The organism is Streptomyces dangxiongensis, from assembly GCF_003675325.1.
Lineage (GTDB): Bacteria > Actinomycetota > Actinomycetes > Streptomycetales > Streptomycetaceae > Streptomyces > Streptomyces dangxiongensis.
The window spans coordinates 2,731,953-2,753,263 of the sequence record NZ_CP033073.1; the positions used below are offsets into that span (position 1 = coordinate 2,731,953).

Here is a 21,311-nt window from a genome sequence, read left to right on the forward strand (position 1 = left end):
TGTGCCGGGCGTGCGCCGTTGCGTATCCCCGTACTTCCATTCAGCACCACAAGTGACCGCCATGGGAACGGATTTGCACCATTCACTACCCCACGGTGCCGAGAATCCCCCTTGTGTGACTGATTAAGGATCACCAGGGTCCCGCAAGGGATCGGGTGTACGACGCACGGGCGAACGAGGAGCGGCAACGCGAAGGCGCCCGGCCGGGACGGATCCCGGCCGGGCGCCCATGTGCCCTGCGCTGGTCAGTCGTTGGCGACCACGGGGTAGCGCGGCTCGTTCTCGGCCATCTGCCGCAGCGCGTCCTTGCGGTCCCGCTTCGACAGCCGGTCGATGTACAGGTGGCCGTAGAGGTGGTCGGTCTCGTGCTGCAAACAGCGTGCGAAGTAGCCGGTGCCGCGGACCTTGACCGGGTTGCCCTGCTCGTCCTGGCCGGTCACCTCGGCGTAGTCGGGGCGCGCGAGCGACGCGTAGGCCGTCGGCACGGACAGGCAGCCCTCGTTGCTGTCGTCCAGCCGGCGCTGCTCGGCGGGCAGGTCGACCAGCTTCGGGTTGCAGATCACGCCGACGTGGCGGGCGCCCTCGTCGTCCTGGCAGTCGTAGACGAAGACCTTCAGGTCGACACCGATCTGGTTGGCGGCCAGGCCCACGCCCTCGGCGGTGCGCTGGCTGGCGAACATGTCGGCGGCCAACTGCTGCAGCTCCTCGCCGAACTCGGTGACGTCCCTGCACTCCTTGTGCAGCACCGGGTTGCCGACGACCGTGATCGGCCGCGAGGTCCCGCGCTCGCGCCAGGCCTGCTCGCGCTCCTCGCAGTCCTCCGTGTCGACGACGTACCCCTCGTCGTCGACGGGGAGCACGCCCGCGTGCTGCTGATCGGTGTCCTGGTGCGCCATGACCGACGTACGCCTTCCTCAAAGAACAGGGGGGAGATGTTGCTGATACAGGGTACGGCGACCGGTCAGCAGACCTCTTCCAGATCCCGCCAGTCCCGCGAGTCCGGGCTGTCCTGGACCCATCCGTCCAGCAGCCCGCGCACGAGCGAGGCCGGCGCCGCGACCCCGCACTCCCGCTCGGGCACCCACAACTGCCCGTCCGTCCGGTGCCCCAGCGGCCCGGGATGCCCCGGCTCGCTGTGGTCGTGCGGGTCCAGGTGCACCCCCTCGCCCTCGTCGGACGGCATCCGCGACTCCGAGCACGTCCGGCACAGCAGCCGCACCGACGACGACCAGTCCTCCGCGGCGAACCCGGCGTCGGCGGCGAGCCGCTCCAACGCGTCCCGGTCCGCCTCCGTGGCCGCCTCCAGCAGGACCACCCAGGTGGGGACGGGTGACGGTGCCCACAGCTCGATCTCGTCGAAGACCGGGTAGGTGTGCCCGGCGGACGTCGTGCGCTCGCCGTGCGGGAGACGCCGTCGTGCAGCACGACCTCGCCCCAGCGCCGCCCGGACGAGGGCAGCGGGATGGACAGCACCTCCATCCGCGCCGGGTCCAGCCTGCGGCCCCACACGACCTCGGCCTCGCCCTCCGGGGACAGCCGTACGGCCGCGCTGCCCAGCTCCATGCCGAGCGGCTCACCGGAGACGGCGGCACCGCCGGGCACCTTCAGCCCGTACGCCTGCCAGGCGCGGCGGGCCAGCGGCCAGTCCTGAAGGGCGGTCGCGGCGATCCCCACGTTCCACCAGTCCGGGGCGCCGGCCTCCCGGTCGAGCAGGGCGACCGCGCGCAGACCGGCGGCGCGGGCCTGCTCCCAGTCGTGCCGGAACTTGTGCAGCAGGGCCAGGTTGAACCAGGACTCCGCCAGCCAGGGCTCCAGGTCGGCGGCGCGTGTCAGCAGCTCGCCCGCGTCCTCGTACCGGCCGTCGCCGATAAGTGTGAACGCGCGGTCTGTGGCCTGCCGCCAGGAGGCGGAGGGCCGGTGCCGTGCCTTGCCGAAGATCCTCACGATTCCCGCCTGCCAGTTCCATTTCCCGCTGTGGGCTGGCTTGTGCCCCCGGACACCCTCTCCCTCGCATCCAACCACGTACGGCGGGAGAGTCGCTCATTACCCATGGGTTACCCAGCCGGGAGCGGGGTCAGACAGTCCCGTTCGTCTCGCACCGGCGTCGGCCGGGACGGTCGCGCGCCAGCCGCGGGGCCGGGCCAGGACCCGGGCGAGCGATTCCACGACCTCCGGAGCGTAGTCGTCGGCGGTGCCCAGCCGCAGCTCCTCCAGCGCGTGCAGCGGGCCCTCGGGACCGGCGTCCCGGGCCTTCTCCTCGTAGGCGTTCACGGTGCGCACGATCCGGGCGGCGAGCGGCTGCTCCGGGCAGGGGTCGGCCTGCCGCTCCACGACGACGGCGACGGCCGCGTCCACGCCGGTCTGCCGGACGACGGCCCCGCCGAGCAGGGCGATGCGGCGTTGCTCGGCGGCGGGCAGGACGGCGGTGGCGCCCGCCGGGACCGGGTCGACCAGGCTGAGCTGACCGATGTCGTGCATGAGCGCCGCGTACTCCAGGACGGTCAGCTCGGGTCCGGTCAGGCCGAGGTCGCGGCCGACGGCGAGGCTGAGCGCGGCGACCCGGTGGGCGTGCCCGGCGGGGGTGCAGCCGGCGATCTCGGTGGCGCGGGCCAGGGAGGCGATGGTCTGCCGGTAGGTGGCGCGGACGGCCGCGTACCGGCGGAGGGACACCTGGACGAGGAGCAGCGGCAGACAGAACACGGGCAGTGCCCACAGCCCGGCGACGGCGACCGCGAGCGCCATCACGGCGCCGGTGGCACAGACCGCGGAGCCGATGCCGAGCAGTCCGCGCAGTTCCTCGCGCAGCAGCGGACCGAACGGCCGGCCGCTGCGGCAGTGGGCGAGCGTGGCGGCCAGGACGGCCCCGCACAGGGAGGTGAGGGCGAGCAGGGTGAGGAGCAGCAGGGGGTAGGCGGGGCCGGTCCAGGAGGCGAACACCCGGTTGTCGTAAGGGGGTTGGAAGCAGAGGGCGGCGAAGCCGACGGTGAGGACGCGGCGGGCCAGGTGGTCGGCGGTCGGGGTGCCGCCGGACCAGATGTGCGGGACGGCACCGAGGAGGGCGGCGACGAGGACCACGGTGACGACCTGGGCCGCGCCGTGCTGGGCGGGCCGCCCGGCGTCGGCGCCCAGCAGCGCGTACGACAGGGAGCCCGCGGCGCCCAGGGGCGCGGCCTGCCGTTCCTGGGCGTCGCTCCACCGGGTCAGCTCGCCGACGGCGATGAGCGTGCCGAAGGCGAGCGCGACGCCCCGGTCCTCCAGACCGGTCCACAGGGTGACGGCGAGGGAGCCGGCCGCGACGAGGACGGCGGCGCCGTGGATGAGCCGCAGGGGACTCACCGGGCTGCCCCGGTGCGGGGGGCCCGCTCGGCGGGTGTCATGACGTACGCGGGTTCGTCGGCGGTGACCGTGGGCCGCCAGCCGCAGCGGCGCACGGCGCGGACGAGGGCGCCGACCATCCGGGGGTCGAAGTGGGCGCCCGCGCAGCGCTCCAGCTCGGTGACGGCCGCCTCGACCGGCCGGGCCCTGCTGTAGGAGCGGGTCGAGGTCATCGCGTCGAAAGCGTCGGCGACGGCGACGATCCGGGCGCACTCGGGGATCTGGTCACCGGCCAGGCCGTACGGGTAGCCGCTGCCGTCGAGCCGCTCGTGGTGGTGGAGGATCGCCGCGCGGGCCTCACCGAGGAAGGAGATCCCGCGGACCATCTCGTGGCCGTACTCGGGATGCAGCTCGATGATCCGCCGTTCCTCGGGGGTGAGCGGTCCGTCCTTGCGCAGCAGCCGGGTGGGCACGCCGAGCTTGCCGACGTCGTGCAGGATGCCGGCGAAGCGCAGCGTCTCGACGCGGTCGTCGTCCATGCCGAGTTCGCGGGCGATCAGCACGGAGGCCTGGCCGACGCGTTCGCTGTGGCCGCGGGTGTAGCCGTCCTTGATGTCGACGGCCTGGACGAGGGCGCGGATGGTGGCCTGGTGGGCCGCGCGTTCACGGTGGTACTGGGCGAACACCCAGCAGGAGACGCACATCGGGAGCAGGACGAGCAGCGCGGCGGACGGACCGTACGGACTTCGCCAGAGCACGGCCATCATCAGTCCGGCGAGGCCGTGCACGGCGACGGGCGCGAGGGAGCGGGCCAGCAGCCCGCGCCAGGCGCGCCGCGGCGGCACCAGCCCGGCCGCCGCCCGCAGGCCGCCGTCGAGCAGGGTCAGCACGAGGCAGAGGACGAGGACGGCGGCACCGGCGGGCAGCAGGGCGTAGGGGAAGTCGGAGCCGACGACGGCGTCCCGGCCGCCGAGCGCCCGGTGCACGTGGGCGGCGCCGCACACGGCGAGCGCGGGCCGCACGGCCCGCCACACGCGCCGGGACAGGGCGGCCCGGTGCCCGGCCGGGGGGAGCAGGAGGGCGGGCAGCGGGACGAGCGCGGCGGCCGGCGGGGGCAGCAGGAAGGCCCCGGCGAGCAGCACGGGGTAGAAGGTGCCATCGAGACGCCGGCGCACGACGTGCTCACAGGCCGCGTAGAGGGCGGCGAGGAGACACGGCTCCCACCATGGGACATGGCTGGTCGGCAGGCGCAGCAGGCAGAGGGCGGCGAGCAGGGCGGCGGCGGCAACACAGCCGCGTGCTCTCGCCGGTACCGCGTCCATCACGCCCCTCCCCGACCCTGCCCGTCCCGGCTGGGAGCCTAGGGCGGAGGTCGGGGGGTGCGGGGGCTTATGACCTGAGGATTAGCACGTTCGGGTGATACGACCCGGCGTGTCAGGATTCCTGGGGCGCCGTCGGGGTCCGGGTCACGTCGTGCCCGGGCACGGTCTGGCCGGAGCGGATCAGGTCGATCCGCCCCATGACCTTGGCGCGCAGGTCGGCGGGCACGTCGTCATGGCCGCAGCACCGCTTGACCAGCTTCTTCACGGCCTGCTCCAGGCCGTACTTCTCCAGGCACGGCGAGCATTCCTCGAAGTGGTGCTGGAACTTGTCGCGGTCGACGTCCGGCATCTCGCTGTCGAGGAACTCGTACAGGTGGTCCAGAACCTCACTGCAGTCCGTCTCGTGCGGCTCTCCGCAGCTCATGAGCCCGAGCCTTTCGCTTCGTTCGACTCTCCGGCACCGGCCGGGACCAGACCCCGCTCACGGGCGTAGTCCTCCAGCATGCCGCGCAGTTGACGGCGGCCCCGGTGCAGCCGGGACATCACCGTTCCGATGGGTGTCCCCATGATGTCCGCGATCTCCTTGTACGCAAAGCCCTCGACGTCCGCGAGATACACGGCGATGCGGAACTCCTCGGGGATCGCCTGGAGCGCCGACTTCACGTCCGAGTCGGGCAGGTGGTCGAGCGCCTGCGACTCGGCGGAGCGCAGGCCCGTCGACATGTGCGACTCGGCGCGCGCGAGCTGCCAGTCCTCGATCTCCTCGGCCGCGCTGCGCTGGGGTTCGCGCTGCTTCTTGCGGTAGGAGTTGATGAAGGTGTTGGTGAGGATGCGGTACAGCCACGCCTTGAGGTTGGTGCCCTCGCGGAACTGGTGGAAGGACGCGTACGCCTTCGCGTACGTCTCCTGCACCAGGTCCTCGGCATCGGCCGGGTTGCGCGTCATGCGCAGCGCGGCCGAGTACATCTGGTCGAGGAACTCGAGCGCGTCCCGCTCGAAGCGCGCGCTGCGCTCCACGGTCGTCTCACCGGACGCCTCCGCGCTGACGCCCTGGTCCTCGGGCGGCCCCGCCTGGCCGTTGTCGGTCCCTGCGTCGGTCCCAGTGACCGGACCCACCTCCTCGAAGTTCCGGGCGGGACCGGAAACGGTCCCACTCGTTTCGGAGGATAGAACACGACCCGTGCCTGCCGCCGCTCGAATAGGAGCGGTCCTGGCCGCGTGCAGCACCGTCCAGTCCAGGTCAGTACGGCTGCTGCGGCCCGGGCAGATGGTCGAACCCATGCGGCGGACTTCCTTTCCCACGACATCGGTGCCGAGGCGTCAGCACTTCTGTCCCCCACAACAGCGGGTTGCCGCGCGGCATTCCCTGCCGTCACCCGAGTGACAGGGTCCACTCGGCGACCCGGGCTCCGACGAGGTCCAGGGCCTGTTCCTGTGTGAGGTCCGCGCGCCGGGGTACCGCGAGACCGTGATCGGCGTGGGGCACCTCGACCAGGTCGAAATCGCCCGCCGGGAACTCCTCCGGCCTGCCGAAGGGGTCGTTCCCGCCCTGCACGACCAGCGTGGGCACCCCGGTGCCCAGCAGCTCCCCGGCGCGGGAGCGCTCCGGCCTGCCCGGCGGGTGCAGCGGGAAGCTCAGCGCGAGCACGGCGTGCGCGCCCAGCTCGGCGGCCGTACGGCAGGCGACGCGGGCACCGGCGCTGCGCCCGCCGGAGATCACCGGCAGGCCGGGCCGGGCGAGCGCGGGCCACACCCCGCGCCATCCGGTGTCCAGGGTCTTCGGGGCGGGCGCGACCTTCTTGCCCGCGACCCGCCAGGGCTGCTCGACGAGGGCGACGGTGACACCCCGCGCGGGCAGTGTCCCGGCCAGTACGTGCAGGTCCCGGGCCTCGATGCCGCCGCCCGCGCCATGGCTGACGGCCAGCACCAGGCGGGCCTCGCGCGCCGGGTGCCAGGTGATCCGGGCCGGTCCGGCGTCCGTGTCGACGGTCTCTGTGTTCACGTCAGAAGAGTGTGCCCTCTTCCGGTGCCTGAAGCTCCTTCAGCAGCTCCGGGCCGTTGTTGCGGACGTTGCTGACGGCGGTGGAGACCGGGTAGGCGCGCATCAGGCCGGGCGGGGGCGGGGCCAGCAGGGCGCGCAGCTCGTCGGGGTCGGTGCGGGAGGGGTCGAGCCAGGCGTCCCAGCGGTCCGGGGTGAGCATCAGCGGCATCCGGGGGTGGATGTCGGCGAGGGAGCGCGGGCCCTCGGCGGGGGCGACGGCCAGCGGGTCCCGCTCCGCCTCGGTGGTGATCACCGAGCAGGTGGCCCACCAGGCCCGCGGGTGGTCGTCGGGCAGCGTCCGGTCGCGCCAGAACTCGTACAGGCCGGCCATCGCGAACACCGAGCCGTCGGCGGGGAGCACGAAGTACGGCTGCTTGCGCGGGCGCTTCTTCCTGCCCTCCACCTCCAGCTCGCGTTCCTGGCTGCCGGTGACCCACTCGTAGTAGCCGTCGGCGGGCAGGAGGCAGCGGCGGGCGGCGAAGGCACGCCGGTAGGCGGGCTTCTCGTGCACGGTCTCCGCGCGGGCGTTGATCATCCGCGCGCCGCCCTCGGGGGTCTTAGCCCAGGACGGGACCAGGCCCCACTTGAGCCTGCGTAGCTGACGAACCGGACGCGGGGAGTCCGCGTCTTTCAGGGGGCGGTCCAGTACGGCGTGGACCTCCTTGGTGGGGGCCACGTTGTAGTCCGGCTCCAGGGTCTCCTCGGGATCCCAGTGTTCGACCTCGAAGACTCCCGCGAGATCCTCGGGCCCACGACTCGATGCATACCGTCCGCACATACGTGCCACACTGCCAGGCCGACCCGTCACCCGACCACCACCCCACCACGACGGCGCCCCCGCGCCGACCCCCGACGATCACCAGGACAGGGAGCCACTCGGACACATGGACAGCCTCGCCGCCACCGCGCTGCCCGGCCTCTGGGACCGCCTCACCGGCACCCAGCCCGATCCCGGCCTGTGGGTGATCCTGGCCACCCTGGCCGCGGCGCTCGCCGTCGTCGTCCCGCACCCGGTGTGGCGGATATCCCGCAACGCGATCACCATCGCGCACGAGGGCGGCCACGGCCTGGTCGCCCTGCTCACCGGCCGGCAGCTCACCGGCATCCGGCTGCACTCCGACACCAGCGGGCTCACCCTCAGCCGGGGCAAGCCGTACGGACTGGGCATGATCCTCACGGCCGCGGCCGGGTACACGGCGCCTTCCCTGCTGGGGCTCGGCGGGGCCGCGCTGCTGGCCACGGGGCGCATCACCCTCCTGCTGTGGGTGGCCACGGCCCTGCTGCTCGCGATGCTGTTGATGATCCGCAACGCCTACGGCGTCCTCACCGTGGTGCTGGCCGGGGGCGCGTTCCTGTTGGTGTCCTGGCTGGCGGGGCCGCAGGTGCAGGCGGCGTTCGCGTACGCGGTGGTCTGGTTCCTGCTGGCCGGCGGGGTACGGCCGCCGTTCGAACTGCAGGCCAAGCGGGCGCGGGCGGGCGCGGGCGACTCGGACGCGGACCAGTTGTCCCGGCTGGCGCACGTACCGGCGGGGCTCTGGCTCTTCCTGTTCCACGCGGTGTCCCTGTCCTCGCTGATCGGCGGAGGCCGCTGGCTGCTGGAAGGTTGACGCCGGGCCCTGCTTATAAAGTGACCCCATGGCCCCGAACCCCGCCCCCACCGCCCCCTGGCCCGCCCCGCACGCGAGCGGGGCCGTCGACGCCACGGTCCACGTACCGGGGTCCAAGTCGGTCACCAACCGCGCCCTGGTCCTCGCCTCCCTGGCCTCCGAACCCGGCTGGCTGCGCCGCCCGCTGCGCTCGCGGGACACCCTGCTGATGGCCGGCGCGCTGCGCGCGATGGGCGTGGAGATCGAGGAGGGGGTGGGCCCCGACGGCACCGGTGAGGCCTGGCGGGTGCTGCCCACGGGCCTGCGCGGCCCGGCCACGGTCGACGTCGGCAACGCGGGCACGGTGATGCGCTTCCTGCCGCCGGTGGCCGCGCTGGCCGACGGTCCGATCCGGTTCGACGGGGACCCGCGGTCGTACGAGCGTCCCCTCCACGGGGTGATCGACGCGCTGCGGGCGCTCGGCGCCCGGATCGACGACGACGGCCGGGGCGCGCTGCCGCTGACCGTGCACGGCGGCGGCGCCCTGGACGGCGGCCCGGTCTCGGTCGACGCCTCCTCGTCCTCCCAGTTCGTCTCCGCGCTGCTGCTGTCCGGCCCGCGCTTCAACCAGGGCGTCGAGGTCCGGCACACCGGTGCCACCCTGCCGTCCCTGCCGCACATCCGGATGACGGTCGACATGCTGCGCGCGGTGGGCGCCCAGGTGGACACCCCGGAGTCGGGCGGCGAGCCCGACGTGTGGCGGGTGACGCCGGGGGCGCTGCTCGGCCGGGACCTGACCGTCGAGCCGGACCTGTCCAACGCGCAGCCGTTCCTGGCGGCGGCCCTCGTCACCGGCGGCAAGGTGCTCGTCCCGGACTGGCCGGCCCGCACCACCCAGCCGGGGGACCGGCTGCGGGAGATCTTCACCGAGATGGGAGGCTCCTGTGAACTCACCGATTACGGGCTCGTGTTCACCGGTTCGGGCGCGGTCCACGGCATCGACGTGGACCTGGGCGACGTCGGCGAGCTGACCCCGGGCATCGCGGCGGTCGCGGCGCTCGCCGACTCGCCGTCCACCCTGCGGGGCGTGGCCCATCTGCGGCTGCACGAGACGGACCGGCTGGCCGCGCTCACCAAGGAGATCAACGAACTCGGCGGTGACGTCACGGAGACGGCCGACGGCCTGCACATCCGCCCGCGCCCGCTGCGCGGCGGGGTGTTCCACACCTACGAGGATCACCGGATGGCGACGGCCGGCGCGGTCATCGGCCTGGCCGTCGAGGGGGTGCGGATCGAGAACGTGGCGACGACCGCGAAGACCCTGCCGGACTTCCCCGCGTTGTGGACCGGGATGCTCGGGCAGTAAGGACGTAACAGCATGCGCCGCTATGGCAAGCACACCGACGAGGACGACATCCGCAGCCGCCCCAACCGCAAGGGCAACCGGCCGCGGACCAGCATCCGCCCCAAGCACGAGGACGCGGCCGAGGGCATGGTCCTCACCGTCGACCGGGGGCGGCTGACCTGCCTGGTGGGCGACCGGGTCGTCCTGGCGATGAAAGCCCGCGAGCTGGGCCGCAAGGCCGCCGTCGTCGGCGACCAGGTGGCCCTGGTGGGCGACCTGTCGGGGAAGAAGGACTCACTCGCGCGGATCGTGCGGATCGCGGGGCGCACGTCGGTGCTGCGCCGCACGGCCGACGACGACGACCCCTACGAGCGGGTGGTCGTCGCCAACGCCGACCAACTGGCGATCGTGACGGCGCTGGCCGACCCGGAACCCCGGCCCCGGCTGATCGACCGCTGTCTCGTCGCGGCCTTCGACGGCGGTCTGACACCGCTGCTGGTGATGACCAAGTCGGACCTGGCCCCGCCGGACGCGCTGCTGGAGCTGTACGGCGCCCTGGACATCCCCCACGTCGTCACCAGCCGTGAGGAGCTGGAGAGCGGGGACGCGGCGGACCGGGTGCGCGCACACCTGAACGGCAAGATCACCGCGTTCGTGGGCCACTCGGGCGTCGGCAAGACGACGCTGGTCAACGCGCTGGTCCCCGAGGACCGCCGGCGTACGACGGGACACGTCAACGCGGTGACGGGGCGCGGCCGGCACACCACGACGTCGGCCCTCGCCCTGCCGCTGGGCGGTGCGGACGGCTGGGTCGTCGACACCCCGGGCATCCGTTCCTTCGGGCTCGCGCACGTCGACCCCTCGCGGGTGATCCTCGCCTTCCCGGATCTCGTACCCGGTACGGAGGGCTGTCCGCGGGCGTGCAGCCACGACGAGCGGGACTGCGCGCTGGACAAGTGGGTCGAGGACGGTCACGCGGACGCGGCACGGCTGTACTCGCTGCGCCGGCTGCTGGCCACGCGGGAGGCCACGGAGGGCGACTGAGCACCGCGTTGTGCGCCCGGACGGGCGGCCGGTAAGTGCATAATCACACCGAGCCGGAGATCCGGACCAACGGGAGGACCGCACATGGCGTGGCTGCTGGTCATAGTGGCCGGTTTCCTGGAGACCGGCTTCGCCGTGTGCCTGAAACTCTCCCACGGGTTCACCCGTCTGTGGCCGACGATCGCCTTCGCCTCGTTCGCCCTGGGCAGCTTCGGCCTGCTGACCCTCTCCCTGCGGAAGCTGGACGTCGGCCCCGCGTACGCCGTGTGGACCGGCATCGGCGCGGCCGGCACCGCCCATCTACGGCATGGTCTTCCTCGGCGACCTGGTGTCCACCCTGAAGATCGTCTCGATCAGCCTCGTCATCCTCGGCGTGATCGGCCTCCAACTGTCGGGATCGGCGCACTAGGCGCGGGGCGCCGACCGGCCGCAGCGGCTCCCCGGCGCCGGGGCGGCACCGCCCTCACACCAGATGCCGGGGGAGCACCGCCCGGACCAGCTCCGCCATGCCGCCCTCCCCGGGCGGGGCCGCCACGCAGGACAGGGCGAGGCGCACCACCAGTTCGCAGGTGCGCAGCAGTTCGGCGGTGTCGGCCGGGGAGGCGCCGGGACCGGCCAGCACGGTCACCGCTCGGTCCCGGACCATCCGCACGAAGTCGCGGGGCGTCGGAAGCGGCCCGTCCGCCCGGCGCTGCGCCGGCACCGCGGTGCAGGAGGGGACGGGCGCGAGCGGCGGGGCGGGCAGCCGCTCCGTCCAGCAGCCGGTGAGCATGGCCCGGACCAGCACGTTCTCCCGCGCCGCGCCGGCCGTCCACTCGGCGGTGGCGGTGAGCCGGTCCCGCGGCCCGGCCGCACTGCCGAGCGCCCGTTCCACCCCGGCCAGATATCCGTCGGCCTCCCGCCGCACCAGCGCCCGGGCCAGCCCGTCCTTGCTGCCGAACTCGTTGTACAGGGTCTGCCGGGACACCCCGGCCGACACGGCGACGTCGACCATCCGCACCGCGGACCACGGCCGGCGCATGAGCGCCGCGTAGGCGGCGTCCAGCAGGGACTCCCGGGCAGCAGGCATCCTCGCCTCCCTGGGGCACAGCGACTGTGCCCCAGATTTGACGCGCCTGTGGGCACTGTCAAGGGTCCGCGAGGACAGGGGGCGAGCTTCGGCCGCCGGGGGCGGGCGGCTACGGCGGTGTGAGGCGGGCCGCGGCGGCGGGGGCGGGCGCACGCGCATCCGGCTGACAGCCGTGCGGCGCGCCGCTGTCACCCGCGTCCCTGGTAGCCCCTGTGCCCACCCGGCAGATACCGTTCCCCACATGCCGGACTACCTCGACGACCTCGGACTCGCCCACGTCCTCGCGGACGCGGCCGACGCCGCCACCAAGGCCCGTTTCAAGGCCCTCGACCTCAAGGTGGAGACGAAGCCGGACATGACCCCGGTGAGCGAAGCCGACAAGGAGGCGGAGGAAGTGATCCGCAGCCGGCTCCAGCGTGCCCGCCCCAGGGACGCCGTTCTCGGCGAGGAGTACGGCGTCATCGAGGGCACCGGCCCCCGCCGCTGGGTGATCGACCCGATCGACGGGACCAAGAACTACATCCGGGGGGTCCCGGTGTGGGCGACGCTCATCGCCCTGATGGAAGCGGGCGAGGGCGGCTACGAACCGGTCGTCGGTGTCGTCTCCGCCCCCGCCCTCGGCCGCCGCTGGTGGGCCGCGAAGGGCCACGGCGCCTTCACCGGCCGCAACCTCACCTCCGCGTCCCGTATCCACGTCTCCCGCGTCGGCGGGCTGGCGGACGCCTCCTTCGCGTACTCCTCGCTCTCCGGCTGGGAGGAGCAGGGCCGCCTGGGCGGCTTCCTGGACCTCAGCCGCCAGGTGTGGCGCACGCGCGCGTACGGCGACTTCTGGCCGTACATGATGGTCGCCGAGGGGTCCGTCGACATCTGTGCCGAGCCGGAGCTGTCCCTGTGGGACATGGCCGCCACCGCGATCATCGTGACGGAGGCGGGCGGCTCCTTCACCGGCCTCGACGGCCGCCCGGGCCCGCACAGCGGCAACGCGGCGGCGTCCAACGGCCTGCTCCACGACGAGCTGCTGGGGTATCTCGCCGAGCGCGGCTGACGCACGGGAAAGCGCGCGCACGCCGTCGACGGGCGTCGCGCGCCCCCTTGTTGACCCTCCCTTTGCCTGGCACCCTGAGTCCACCCCCGCTTGTGAACTTGTGCAGCGCCGTACAGGCGCCTCCGGCGCCGGGCCTGGAAACAGGCGGGAAACCCTCAGGAGGTGGCCCCTTCATGCTCGTCCGTGACGCCATGAGCACGGTGATACTCACCCTCGGCCCCGCCCACACCCTCCGCCAGGCAGCAGCCCTGATGTCGGCGCGCCGCATAGGCGCCGCCGTGGTCCTCGACCCGGACGCCGGCGGCGTCGGCATCCTCACCGAACGCGACATCCTCAACTCCGTCGGCCTCGGCCAGGACCCGGACACCGAACGCATCCACGCCCACACCACCACCGACGTCGTCTTCGCCGCCCCGACCTGGACCCTGGAGGAGGCGGCCCGCGCCATGGCCCACGGCGGCTTCCGGCACCTCGTGGTCCTGGACCGCGGCGAGGTGGCCGGCATCGTCTCGGTCCGCGACATCATCCGCCGCTGGGTACCGGCCCGCGAGCCCACACCCGCCCTCTGAGCACGCGAAGCGGGCCGGACCCCGAGCACCGTGGGGTCCGGCCCGCCCGGCCGCGAGGGCGGCCGGCTCAGCCGCGCAGCGCCTGCACCGCCGCCTCCAGCCGCTTGCCGAAGTCGGCATCCGCGTTGCGGAAGTTGCCGATCGCGCGCTCAGCGATGTCCGCGCGCGAGACCTGGGAGACCGCGCCCGCCAGGTTGGCGACCAGTCGCTCCTTCTCCTCCTCCGTCATCAGCCGGTAGAGGCTGCCGGCCTGCACGAAGTCGTCGTCCTCGGCGTGCGCCGGCGTCGGGTGGTCACCGGTGCCGGCCGTGAAGCCGTCGAACGGCTGCCACAGCGGCCGGCCGGTCTGGTGGGGCCCGCCGAAGCTGTTCGGCTCGTAGTTCTTCGCACCGCCGTGCCGGCCGTCGTACAGGAGGCCGTCGCGGGAGTTGGTGCGTGCCTCGGTGGCGTGCGGGCGGTTCACCGGCAGGTGGTCGGCGTTGATGCCGACGCGGTAGCGGTGGGCGTCGCCGTACGCGAAGAGCCGGCCCTGGAGCATCTTGTCGGGCGAGGGGCCGATGCCCGGCACGAAGTGCGCCGGCGAGAAGACCGACTGCTCGACCTCTGCGAAGACGTTCCGCGGGTTGCGGTTCAGCTCCAGCTTGCCGACCTCGATGACCGGGTAGTCCGCGTGCGGCCACACCTTGGTCAGGTCGAACGGGTTGAAGCGGTAGGTCGCCGCGTCCGCCGCCGGCATGATCTGCACGCCCACGGTCCAGCTCGGGAACTCGCCGCGCTCGATCGCCTCGCGCAGGTCGCGCTGGTGGGAGTCGGGGTCCTTGCCGGCCAGGACGTCCGCCTCCTCGGCGGTCAGGCACTTGATGCCCTGGTCGGTCTTGAAGTGGTACTTGACCCAGAAGGCCTCTCCGGCCTCGTTGTTCCACTGGAAGGTGTGCGAACCGAAACCGTCCATGTGGCGGTACGACGCCGGGATGCCGCGGTCACCGAACAGCCAGGTCACCTGGTGCGTGGACTCCGGCGAGAGGCTCCAGAAGTCCCAGACGTTGTCCGGTTCCGTGGAACCGGTGTACGGGTCGCGCTTCTGGGTGTGGATGAAGTCGGGGAACTTGATCGCGTCCCGGATGAAGAACACCGGGGTGTTGTTGCCGACGAGGTCGTAGTTGCCCTCCTCGGTGTAGAACTTCAGCGAGAAGCCGCGCGGGTCGCGGACGGCGTCCGCCGCGCCGAGGTTGCCGGCCACGGTCGAGAAACGCAGGAAGACCTCGGTCTGCTTGCCGGGCTCGGAGAGGAACGCGGCGCGGGTGTACGGCGTGACGTCTGCGGTCACCGTGAAGGTGCCGTAGGCGCCGGCGCCGCGGGCGTGCACCACGCGCTCCGGGATGCGCTCCCGGTTGAAGTGCGCCAGCTTCTCCAGCAGCAACTGGTCCTGGACGAGAACCGGCCCGCCGACGCCCGCCGTCTCGCTGTTCTGGTTGTCGGCGACCGGGGCACCGGCCTCCGTGGTGAGCGGTCCCTGCGTCACGTGTGCCTCCTGCGTCATCACTGACTCGTCCTGTCCTGTCGTCAAACCCGGGGTCGATCCTACAATGGACTTTGTCTAAGTCAAGCTAGATTCCAAAGTCACACCTATTCCCGACCTGGTCCTGGTTCCTGTTAGGCTGGTGGCTATGAGCGACCTACTGGAACGGCTGCGTGGACGCGGATGGCGGATGACCGCGCAGCGGCGCGTGGTGGCCGAGGTCCTGAACGGCGAGCACGTCCATCTGACGGCCGACGAGGTCCATGCGCGGGCCGTCGCGAAGCTGCCCGAGATCTCCCGGGCGACCGTGTACAACACGCTGGGTGAGCTGGTCAGCCTCGGCGAGGTGCTGGAAGTCACGACGGACAAGCGCGCCAAGCGGTACGACCCGAACGCGCACCAGCCGCACCATCACCTGGTCTGCGCGCGGTGCGGCTCGATCCGTGACGTCCACCCGACGGGCAACCCCCTCACCGACCTCCCCGACTCCGAGCGCTTCGGCTTCACGGTGTCGGACGTAGAGGTGACGTACCGGGGCCTGTGCCCGGACTGCGCGAGCGCCTGACAGGACGCCGGCCGAAAGCCCCGATGCCGTCCCGGCACCGGGGCTTCTCGCTGCCCGGCTGCCTGGGGAAACACCGAGGGCCGGAACCCATTTCTGGATTCCGGCCCTCGGCCTTCAGTAGCGGGGACAGGATTTGAACCTGCGACCTCTGGGTTATGAGCCCAGCGAGCTACCGAGCTGCTCCACCCCGCGTCGGTAAACACGACACTACGCGACCTCACCCCCACGAAGCAAATCCCTCCCCCACCCCACCCACCAGGCCACTCCGACACCCCCTCCCCCAGCAACGACCCCACCTCACCCGCCCCCGCACCGCCCGCCACCCACCCTCGAGGCCGGCCACGCCCCGGAACCGGGATTGGCATCGGCGGACCACATGGTGCCGCGGGTGTCGGCGCCACAGGCGATCCAGGCAGACTGCGGACGGTCGGCGCCGCGGCGGGACAGCGCTGCCGCGGGCGCCCGACGCCGCGGATCTCGTAGGTCGTAGGTGGCTCACGCTGCCGTGTCGGCACCCCCACCCCGCGGGGGAATGCGGTCGGCATCCAGCGGGCCCCGGCCGGGACGACCCGCGCCACCACTCGGGCACCCGGACACCCGCAGGACGTCCAGGCGCCCCGCGCCCCAACTCCGGCATCCCGGCGCCGAGCCCCCGGCACCGTGCACCCCGGGGCCCCCGCACACCGGCACCCCGGCACTCCGGCGCCCGCCGAGCCGGCAACCCCGGGCGGTGCCGGAAGGCGCAGCCCGTGGTGCGGTCAGGCGGAGAGTTCTTCTCTCAGGGCGTCCCGCAGTCGGCCCGCTCGTTCGGCGACCTCCGTCGGACCCAGGGCGACGGCCCTGTCGGCCCACCCCTGGCCCTCCGCCAGCTCTCCGCGACGCGCGTAGACAAGGGCCAGCCGAAGAGCCGCCCGTCCGTGCCCGGCGTTCGCGGCGCGGGTCCACCACACGGCGGCCTCGGGCTCACTGCCCTCCCGGGCCAGCAGCAGCCCCAGGTTGAACGCGCCGTTGCGCGACCCGGCCTCGGCCGCCGCCCGGTACCACCGCGCCGCCTCCACCACGTCGCCCCGCGCCGCGGCGAGCATGCCGACCCGCACCTGCGCCCGCCGGTGCCCCTGGGACGCGGCGCGCTCGTACCACTCCTCGCACTCGGTCTTCTCGTGCACGGTCTCCCCCAGCTCGTGCGCGGGCTCGGGCGGCCGGCGCGCGTCGAGCAGGGCGGCCAGCCGGTACGCGCCCTCCGCGCTGCCGCCGCCCGCCGCGCAGCGCAGGTGCCGCTCGGCCTCCTGCTCGTCGCCCTCGCGCAGCCGGGCGATCCCCACCTGGAGCGCGGCCTCGGAGTGGCCGGCGGCAGCCGCCCGCTCGTACCAGCGCAGTGCCATCTCGTCCTCGTCGCGCCCGGCGTAGAGGATGCCGAGGTTGAACGCGGCGTCGACGCTGCCGGCCTCGGCGGCCTTGGAGAACCACGGTTCGGCCCCGGTCGTGTCGCCGCCCCGCAGCAGCAGGATGGCGAGGGCGTTCGCGGCCTCCCGGTGCCCGGCGTAGGCGGCCCGCCGGTACCACTGCTCGGCCTGCGCGGTGCGCCCCTGCTCGGCGCAGAGCAGCCCCAGGTTGTACGCGCCGTTGTCGTCGCCGGCGTCGAGCGCGGCCCGGTACCAGCGCTCCGCGGTCTGTGTCTCGCCGCGCTCGGCGTGCAGCGCGCCGAGCGCGTTGGCGGCGTTGCCGTCGCCGTCCTGGGCGGCACGCAGCCACCACACGGCCGCGCTCTCGGTGTCCCCGGCGTCCCGCAGCAGGAATCCGAGCGCGCAGGCGGCCTGCGGCTCGCCGTCCTTGGCGGAGGTCAGGTACCAGCGCCCGGCCTCCTTCAGTTCCCCGCGCTTCTCCAGGATCGCCCCGAGGTGCAGCGCGGCCCGCCGGTGTCCGCGCGCGGCGGCCTGCCGGTACCACTGCTCGGCTTCCGCGACAGCGTTGTCGGCGGGGGTCTCCTCCCCGTGCCCGGACGTGCGGTCCAGCTCTCCGTGCCCGGACGTGCGGTCCAGCGCGCGCGCCAGCCGGTAGGCGGCTTCCCGGTGTCCGCGTTCCGCGGCGGCGCGCATCCAGTGCCCGGCGCCGACGTCCCCGCGGTGCTCCAGCAGGTCGGCCAGCGCGTACGCGCCGAGGACATGGCCCTGCTCGGCGGACTGGCGCAGCCAGTACTCGGCGGCCGGTTCGTCGCCGCGCTCGCGGTGGTGGCGGCCGAGCGCGTGCGCGGCGGCCGCGGAGCCGGCCACGGCGGCGATCCGCCACCAGCCGGCCGCCTCGTCGGCGTAACCGCGCTGGTGCAGCAGGACGCCCAGGTTGTTGGCGGCGGCACGGTCACCGGCCGCGGTGGCCGCACGCAGGTGGGGTTCGGCCGCGTCGAGGTCGCCGCGGCGCAGCAGCATGGCTCCGAGGACGCTCGAGGCCTCGGCGTCGCCGCTCTGCGCGGCGAGCGCGAGGCGGGTCTCCTCGGCGACTTCCCCCATGTCGCCCAGCTCGTCACGGACCGGCTCCACACCGGATGGCTGCACAAATCGCCCTGTCTCGAACAGAGTTCCCTTGTCCCCCATAACGTCCATCGTCGCACCACCTGCAACCTGGGTACACCCGGTATACCGCAACCCGTAAGGTCACTTCAGCGTTTTGTCGACATGCCCACAGGGAGACAAGTCAAACACATACCGCCCAACTCGCCACGGCGGTGCGGCAGTTTCTCTGCCCCGGACTTGAGTTCGCACACCACGAAGGCCCGGATCCCTGATGGGATCCGGGCCTTCGATGCAGTAGCGGGGACAGGATTTGAACCTGCGACCTCTGGGTTATGAGCCCAGCGAGCTACCGAGCTGCTCCACCCCGCGCCGTTGCAGGTCAACCGTACCACGGCGCGGGGGGCGCTTGATCAGCCCTTTGATCGGCCGCCGTTCTTCCCACTGGTCCCGCCGGCCTTGGACTGCGCCTCCTCGGCCCGCTTCAGCGCGTCCTTCAGGTCCTTCTGCGCCGTGGCGTACGCGTCCCAGTCCGGCCCGTCCTTCAGCGCCCGCTGTCCGGCGTCGAAGGCCTTCTGGGCGTCCTGGAGCGCCTGCTTCACCGTCGGGTTGCCGGTGTCGGGCGGGTTGGTGGTGCCGGTGTCCGGTGGCCTGGTCGCCGAGCTCTTCGTACCGAAGACCTTGTCGAGCGCCCCTTCGAGCGTGTTCTCGAACGCGGTCTTGCCCTCGTAGGTGACCAACACCTTGCGCAGCAGCGGGTACTTCAGTCCCCCACCGCGTACGTAGACGGGCTCGACGTAGAGCAGTCCGCCGTCCAGCGGGACGGTCAGCAGGTTGCCGTACTCGATGTCGGAGTCGCCGCCCTTGAGGAGTTTGATCGCGGCGGCGATGTCCTGTTCGGAGTTGAACTGGCTCTGCACCTGTTTGGGGCCGTCCACGGTCGTACTGGTCGGCAGTTTCAGCAGTCTGATCTTGCCGTACTCGCTGCTGCCCGCCTCCGCGTCGACCGACATGAACGCGCTCAGGTTGTACCGCCCGTTGGGCGTGAACGTCGTGGACAGCGAGAACGCCTGCTGGGCCTGGTCGGGCATCTTCATGCTGAGGTAGTACGGCGGCACCGCGTCGCCCGACTTGTTGGTCGGGTCGTCCGGCACCTGCCACACCTCGCTGCCGGTGAGGAACGTCTGCGCGTCCGTCACGTGGTAGCGGGTGAGCAGCTCGCGCTGGACCTTGAACAGGTCCTGCGGGTAACGCAGGTGGTCCAGCAGGTCCGGGGAGATGGCGCTCTTCGCCTTCACCGTGCCGGGGAAGGCCTTCATCCAGGTCTTCAGCACGGGGTCCTTGGTGTCCCACTCGTAGAGCTTGACGTCGCCCGTGTACGCGTCGACGGTCGCCTTCACCGAGTTACGGATGTAGTTGACCTGGTTCTGCTGGGCCACCACCGCACGCGAGTTGTTCGTCGCGGTCAGCGAGTCGGCCGTCGTGTCACCGAGGGTCGTACGGGAGGCGTACGGGTAGCCGTTCGTGGTGGTGTACGCGTCGACGATCCACTGGATGCGGTGGTTGACGACCGCCGGGTAGGCGTCGCCGTCGATGGTCAGCCAGGGAGCGACCGCCTCGACGCGTTCCTTGGGGGTGCGGTTGTACAGGATTCGCGAACCCTTGCCGATCGCGCCCGAGTACAGGATCTGCGGCTCGTTGAACGCCACCGCGTACGCGGCCCGGTTGACCGGGTTGTCGAGGTTGACCCCGCTGCCGCCCCGGTAGCTGGTGGTCTTCTCACCGTCGTTGTCGGAGTAGTCGATCTCCTTCTGGGGACCGCCGACGATGGAGTAGGTGGTGGTCTTCTCGCCGTAGTAGACCCGCTGCTCGTACGTGCCGAGGTCACCTCGGGAGGGCAGGTCGTACTCGGTGAAGACCGGCTCGCCGTTGGGGTTCGCCTCGGTGCCCTTGGCGGCGACCGCGCCGAAGCCGTGCGTGTAGCGGAAGTGGTCGTTGATCCAGTTGTTCTTCGGGATGCCGTCGAGGTTCAGTTCACGCAGACCGAGGACGGTGTCCTGGTCCTTGCCGTTCTTGCCGTCCTTGCTGGGGTACCGGTCGACGTCCAGGTTGGTCGGGAAACCGTAGTAGTTCTTCATCTGCTGGAGGACCTGGAACGTCGGCGAGACGATGTTCGGGTCCACGATGCGGATGCTGGCCGCGTCGTTGGCGTCGTCGCGCAGCCTGGTCGGGTCCTCGGTGCTGGACTTGCCCGGGTACTCGGTGACCTGGGTGTCGTCGATGTCGTACGCCTCGCGGGTCGCCTTCAGGTTCTTCTGGACGTACGGCGCTTCCTTGGCCTGCTCGTTCGGCTGGACCTGGAACTTCTGCACGATGGCCGGGTACAGCCCGCCGATCAGGATCGCCGACAGGACCATCAGACCGAAGCCGATGACCGGTAGCTGCCAGGTGCGCCGCCACAGGGTGGCGAAGAACAGCAGCGCGCAGATGACCGCGATGCAGAACAGAATGGTCTTGGCCGGCAGGTAGGCGTTGGCGTCGACGTAGCGCAGGCCCGTCCAGTTGTCGGTCGCCTTGAAGTCGCTCGACTTCACGGCGAGGCCGTACCGGTCGAGCCAGTAGGCGACCGCCTTCAGTGCCACGAAGATGCCGAGCAGCACCGACAGGTGCCCGGTCGCGGCGGCGGTGGCCCGCGCGCCGGGGCTGGTGACGCGCAGCCCGCCGTACAGGTAGTGGGTCAACGCGGCGGCGATCAGGCACAGGACGGCCGCGGCGAAGCCGAAGCCCAGCAGGAACCGGTACCAGGGCAGGTCGAAGGCGTAGAAGGACACGTCGAGGTGGAACTGCGGGTCCTTCTGGTGGAAGGGCACGCCGTTGACCCACATCAGCCAGGTCCGCCACTGGCCCGCCGCCGACGCGCCGGCGATCAGCCCGACGAGGGCGGTGACGGCGAGCAGCAGCCACTTCTTGTACGGCGCGATGCCCATCCGGTAGCGGTCGAGGCTCTGCTGCTCCATCGACATCGCGCTGAGCGGGGGCCGCAGCCGGTGCGCGAGCCAGCTGTTCACCCCGACCGCGACCGCCATCAGCAGGCCGAAGACGAAGAACAGCCCGATCTTGGTCCACAGGGTGGTGGTGAACACGGACGAGTAGTGCACCGACCGGTACCACAGCCAGTCCGTCCAGAAGCCCGCGAACATGGTGAACGCCATGCCGAGGACGGCGAGGACGCCCAAGGTCATGAGCAGGGTCCGGACGCGCCGGGACGGGCGGCCCGCTCTCATCCGCGGCCCCGTCGGGCCTCCGCCACGGTCCGGCATCTGGAAAGCCAAGGTGCGCACCTCGAAGTCGCTGTCGATCCGTCAGGCCCCCGTGTTCGCGGGCCCG

At 72.2% G+C, this 21,311-nt stretch carries 17 protein-coding genes, 2 tRNA genes and 2 pseudogenes; 7 read left to right on the forward strand and 14 right to left on the reverse strand.

Features of this window, described 5'->3' with window-relative positions; translation table 11 throughout:
- Nucleotides 1-245: 245 nt before the first annotated feature.
- The 8 genes and pseudogenes from def to D9753_RS11985 form a co-directional block, all read right to left on the reverse strand.
- Complete coding sequence (gene def / locus D9753_RS11950) at nt 246-896, reverse strand: peptide deformylase (protein WP_121787003.1); 651 nt, start codon at nt 894-896, stop codon at nt 246-248.
- Between the two features lie 65 nt (nt 897-961).
- Nucleotides 962-1,944, reverse strand: a pseudogene (locus D9753_RS11955) (tetratricopeptide repeat protein).
- A gap of 99 nt (nt 1,945-2,043) precedes the next feature.
- Nucleotides 2,044-3,336, reverse strand: coding sequence for an HD-GYP domain-containing protein (locus D9753_RS11960; protein WP_121787004.1), 1,293 nt, complete (start codon nt 3,334-3,336; stop codon nt 2,044-2,046).
- Complete coding sequence (locus D9753_RS11965; protein ID WP_121787005.1) at nt 3,333-4,637, reverse strand: HD-GYP domain-containing protein; 1,305 nt, start codon at nt 4,635-4,637, stop codon at nt 3,333-3,335. The genes D9753_RS11960 and D9753_RS11965 overlap by 4 nt, the downstream gene beginning before the upstream one ends.
- A 112-nt stretch (nt 4,638-4,749) precedes the next feature.
- Nucleotides 4,750-5,061 (reverse strand): mycothiol system anti-sigma-R factor, encoded by a 312-nt coding sequence (gene rsrA, locus D9753_RS11970; RefSeq protein ID WP_121787006.1) that lies wholly within the window; start codon nt 5,059-5,061, stop codon nt 4,750-4,752.
- Nucleotides 5,058-5,753, reverse strand: coding sequence for a sigma-70 family RNA polymerase sigma factor (locus tag D9753_RS11975; RefSeq protein WP_205614127.1), 696 nt, complete (start codon nt 5,751-5,753; stop codon nt 5,058-5,060). The genes rsrA and D9753_RS11975 overlap by 4 nt, the downstream gene beginning before the upstream one ends.
- A 256-nt stretch (nt 5,754-6,009) precedes the next feature.
- On the reverse strand, nt 6,010-6,639 hold the full coding sequence (locus D9753_RS11980) for an alpha/beta hydrolase family protein (protein ID WP_121787008.1): 630 nt from the start codon (nt 6,637-6,639) through the stop codon (nt 6,010-6,012).
- 1 nt (nt 6,640) lies between these two features.
- Nucleotides 6,641-7,456 carry an SOS response-associated peptidase gene (locus D9753_RS11985; RefSeq protein ID WP_121787009.1) on the reverse strand — a complete coding sequence of 272 codons (816 nt, stop codon included), beginning with the start codon at nt 7,454-7,456 and terminating at the stop codon, nt 6,641-6,643.
- Nucleotides 7,457-7,562: 106 nt separating this feature from the next.
- Between D9753_RS11985 and D9753_RS11990 the strand changes: the two genes are divergently transcribed.
- The 4 genes and pseudogenes from D9753_RS11990 (at nt 7,563) to D9753_RS12005 (ending at nt 11,062) form a co-directional block, all read left to right on the forward strand.
- Complete coding sequence (locus D9753_RS11990; RefSeq protein ID WP_121787010.1) at nt 7,563-8,285, forward strand: M50 family metallopeptidase; 723 nt, start codon at nt 7,563-7,565, stop codon at nt 8,283-8,285.
- A gap of 28 nt (nt 8,286-8,313) precedes the next feature.
- Nucleotides 8,314-9,630: a 3-phosphoshikimate 1-carboxyvinyltransferase gene (aroA, locus tag D9753_RS11995; RefSeq protein WP_121787011.1), complete on the forward strand. Its 1,317-nt coding sequence runs from the start codon at nt 8,314-8,316 to the stop codon at nt 9,628-9,630.
- A gap of 12 nt (nt 9,631-9,642) precedes the next feature.
- Entirely contained in the window at nt 9,643-10,653 is a 1,011-nt protein-coding gene (gene rsgA / locus D9753_RS12000; RefSeq protein WP_121787012.1) for a ribosome small subunit-dependent GTPase A, read from the forward strand.
- 84 nt (nt 10,654-10,737) lie between these two features.
- Nucleotides 10,738-11,062, forward strand: a pseudogene (locus tag D9753_RS12005) (DMT family transporter).
- A 54-nt stretch (nt 11,063-11,116) separates the two neighbouring features.
- Here D9753_RS12005 and D9753_RS12010 read toward each other — a convergent pair.
- A complete protein-coding gene (locus tag D9753_RS12010; protein WP_121787013.1) occupies nt 11,117-11,722 on the reverse strand; it encodes a TetR/AcrR family transcriptional regulator in 606 nt (201 codons plus the stop codon).
- Nucleotides 11,723-11,963: 241 nt separating this feature from the next.
- On the opposite strand from D9753_RS12010, the gene hisN reads away from it, so the two are divergent.
- Nucleotides 11,964-12,767: a histidinol-phosphatase gene (gene hisN / locus D9753_RS12015; protein ID WP_121787014.1), complete on the forward strand. Its 804-nt coding sequence runs from the start codon at nt 11,964-11,966 to the stop codon at nt 12,765-12,767.
- A 173-nt stretch (nt 12,768-12,940) separates the two neighbouring features.
- On the forward strand, nt 12,941-13,336 hold the full coding sequence (locus tag D9753_RS12020; RefSeq protein ID WP_121787015.1) for a CBS domain-containing protein: 396 nt from the start codon (nt 12,941-12,943) through the stop codon (nt 13,334-13,336).
- Between the two features lie 67 nt (nt 13,337-13,403).
- Here D9753_RS12020 and D9753_RS12025 read toward each other — a convergent pair whose 3' ends face one another.
- Nucleotides 13,404-14,858: a catalase gene (locus D9753_RS12025; RefSeq protein WP_121791028.1), complete on the reverse strand. Its 1,455-nt coding sequence runs from the start codon at nt 14,856-14,858 to the stop codon at nt 13,404-13,406.
- 145 nt (nt 14,859-15,003) lie between these two features.
- Here D9753_RS12025 and D9753_RS12030 point away from each other — a divergent pair, with 145 nt between their 5' ends.
- On the forward strand, nt 15,004-15,420 hold the full coding sequence (locus D9753_RS12030) for a Fur family transcriptional regulator (RefSeq protein WP_121787016.1): 417 nt from the start codon (nt 15,004-15,006) through the stop codon (nt 15,418-15,420).
- A gap of 118 nt (nt 15,421-15,538) precedes the next feature.
- Here the strand turns inward: D9753_RS12030 and D9753_RS12035 are convergent.
- The 4 genes from D9753_RS12035 to D9753_RS12050 form a co-directional block, all read right to left on the reverse strand.
- Nucleotides 15,539-15,612, reverse strand: a tRNA-Met gene (locus tag D9753_RS12035).
- A gap of 566 nt (nt 15,613-16,178) precedes the next feature.
- Nucleotides 16,179-18,017, reverse strand: a complete 1,839-nt coding sequence (locus tag D9753_RS12040) for a tetratricopeptide repeat protein (RefSeq protein WP_205614128.1) — start codon at nt 18,015-18,017, stop codon at nt 16,179-16,181.
- Nucleotides 18,018-18,222: 205 nt separating this feature from the next.
- Nucleotides 18,223-18,296, reverse strand: a tRNA-Met gene (locus D9753_RS12045).
- 41 nt (nt 18,297-18,337) lie between these two features.
- Nucleotides 18,338-21,244, reverse strand: coding sequence for a UPF0182 family membrane protein (locus tag D9753_RS12050; RefSeq protein ID WP_121787018.1), 2,907 nt, complete (start codon nt 21,242-21,244; stop codon nt 18,338-18,340).
- Nucleotides 21,245-21,311: the final 67 nt, after the last annotated feature.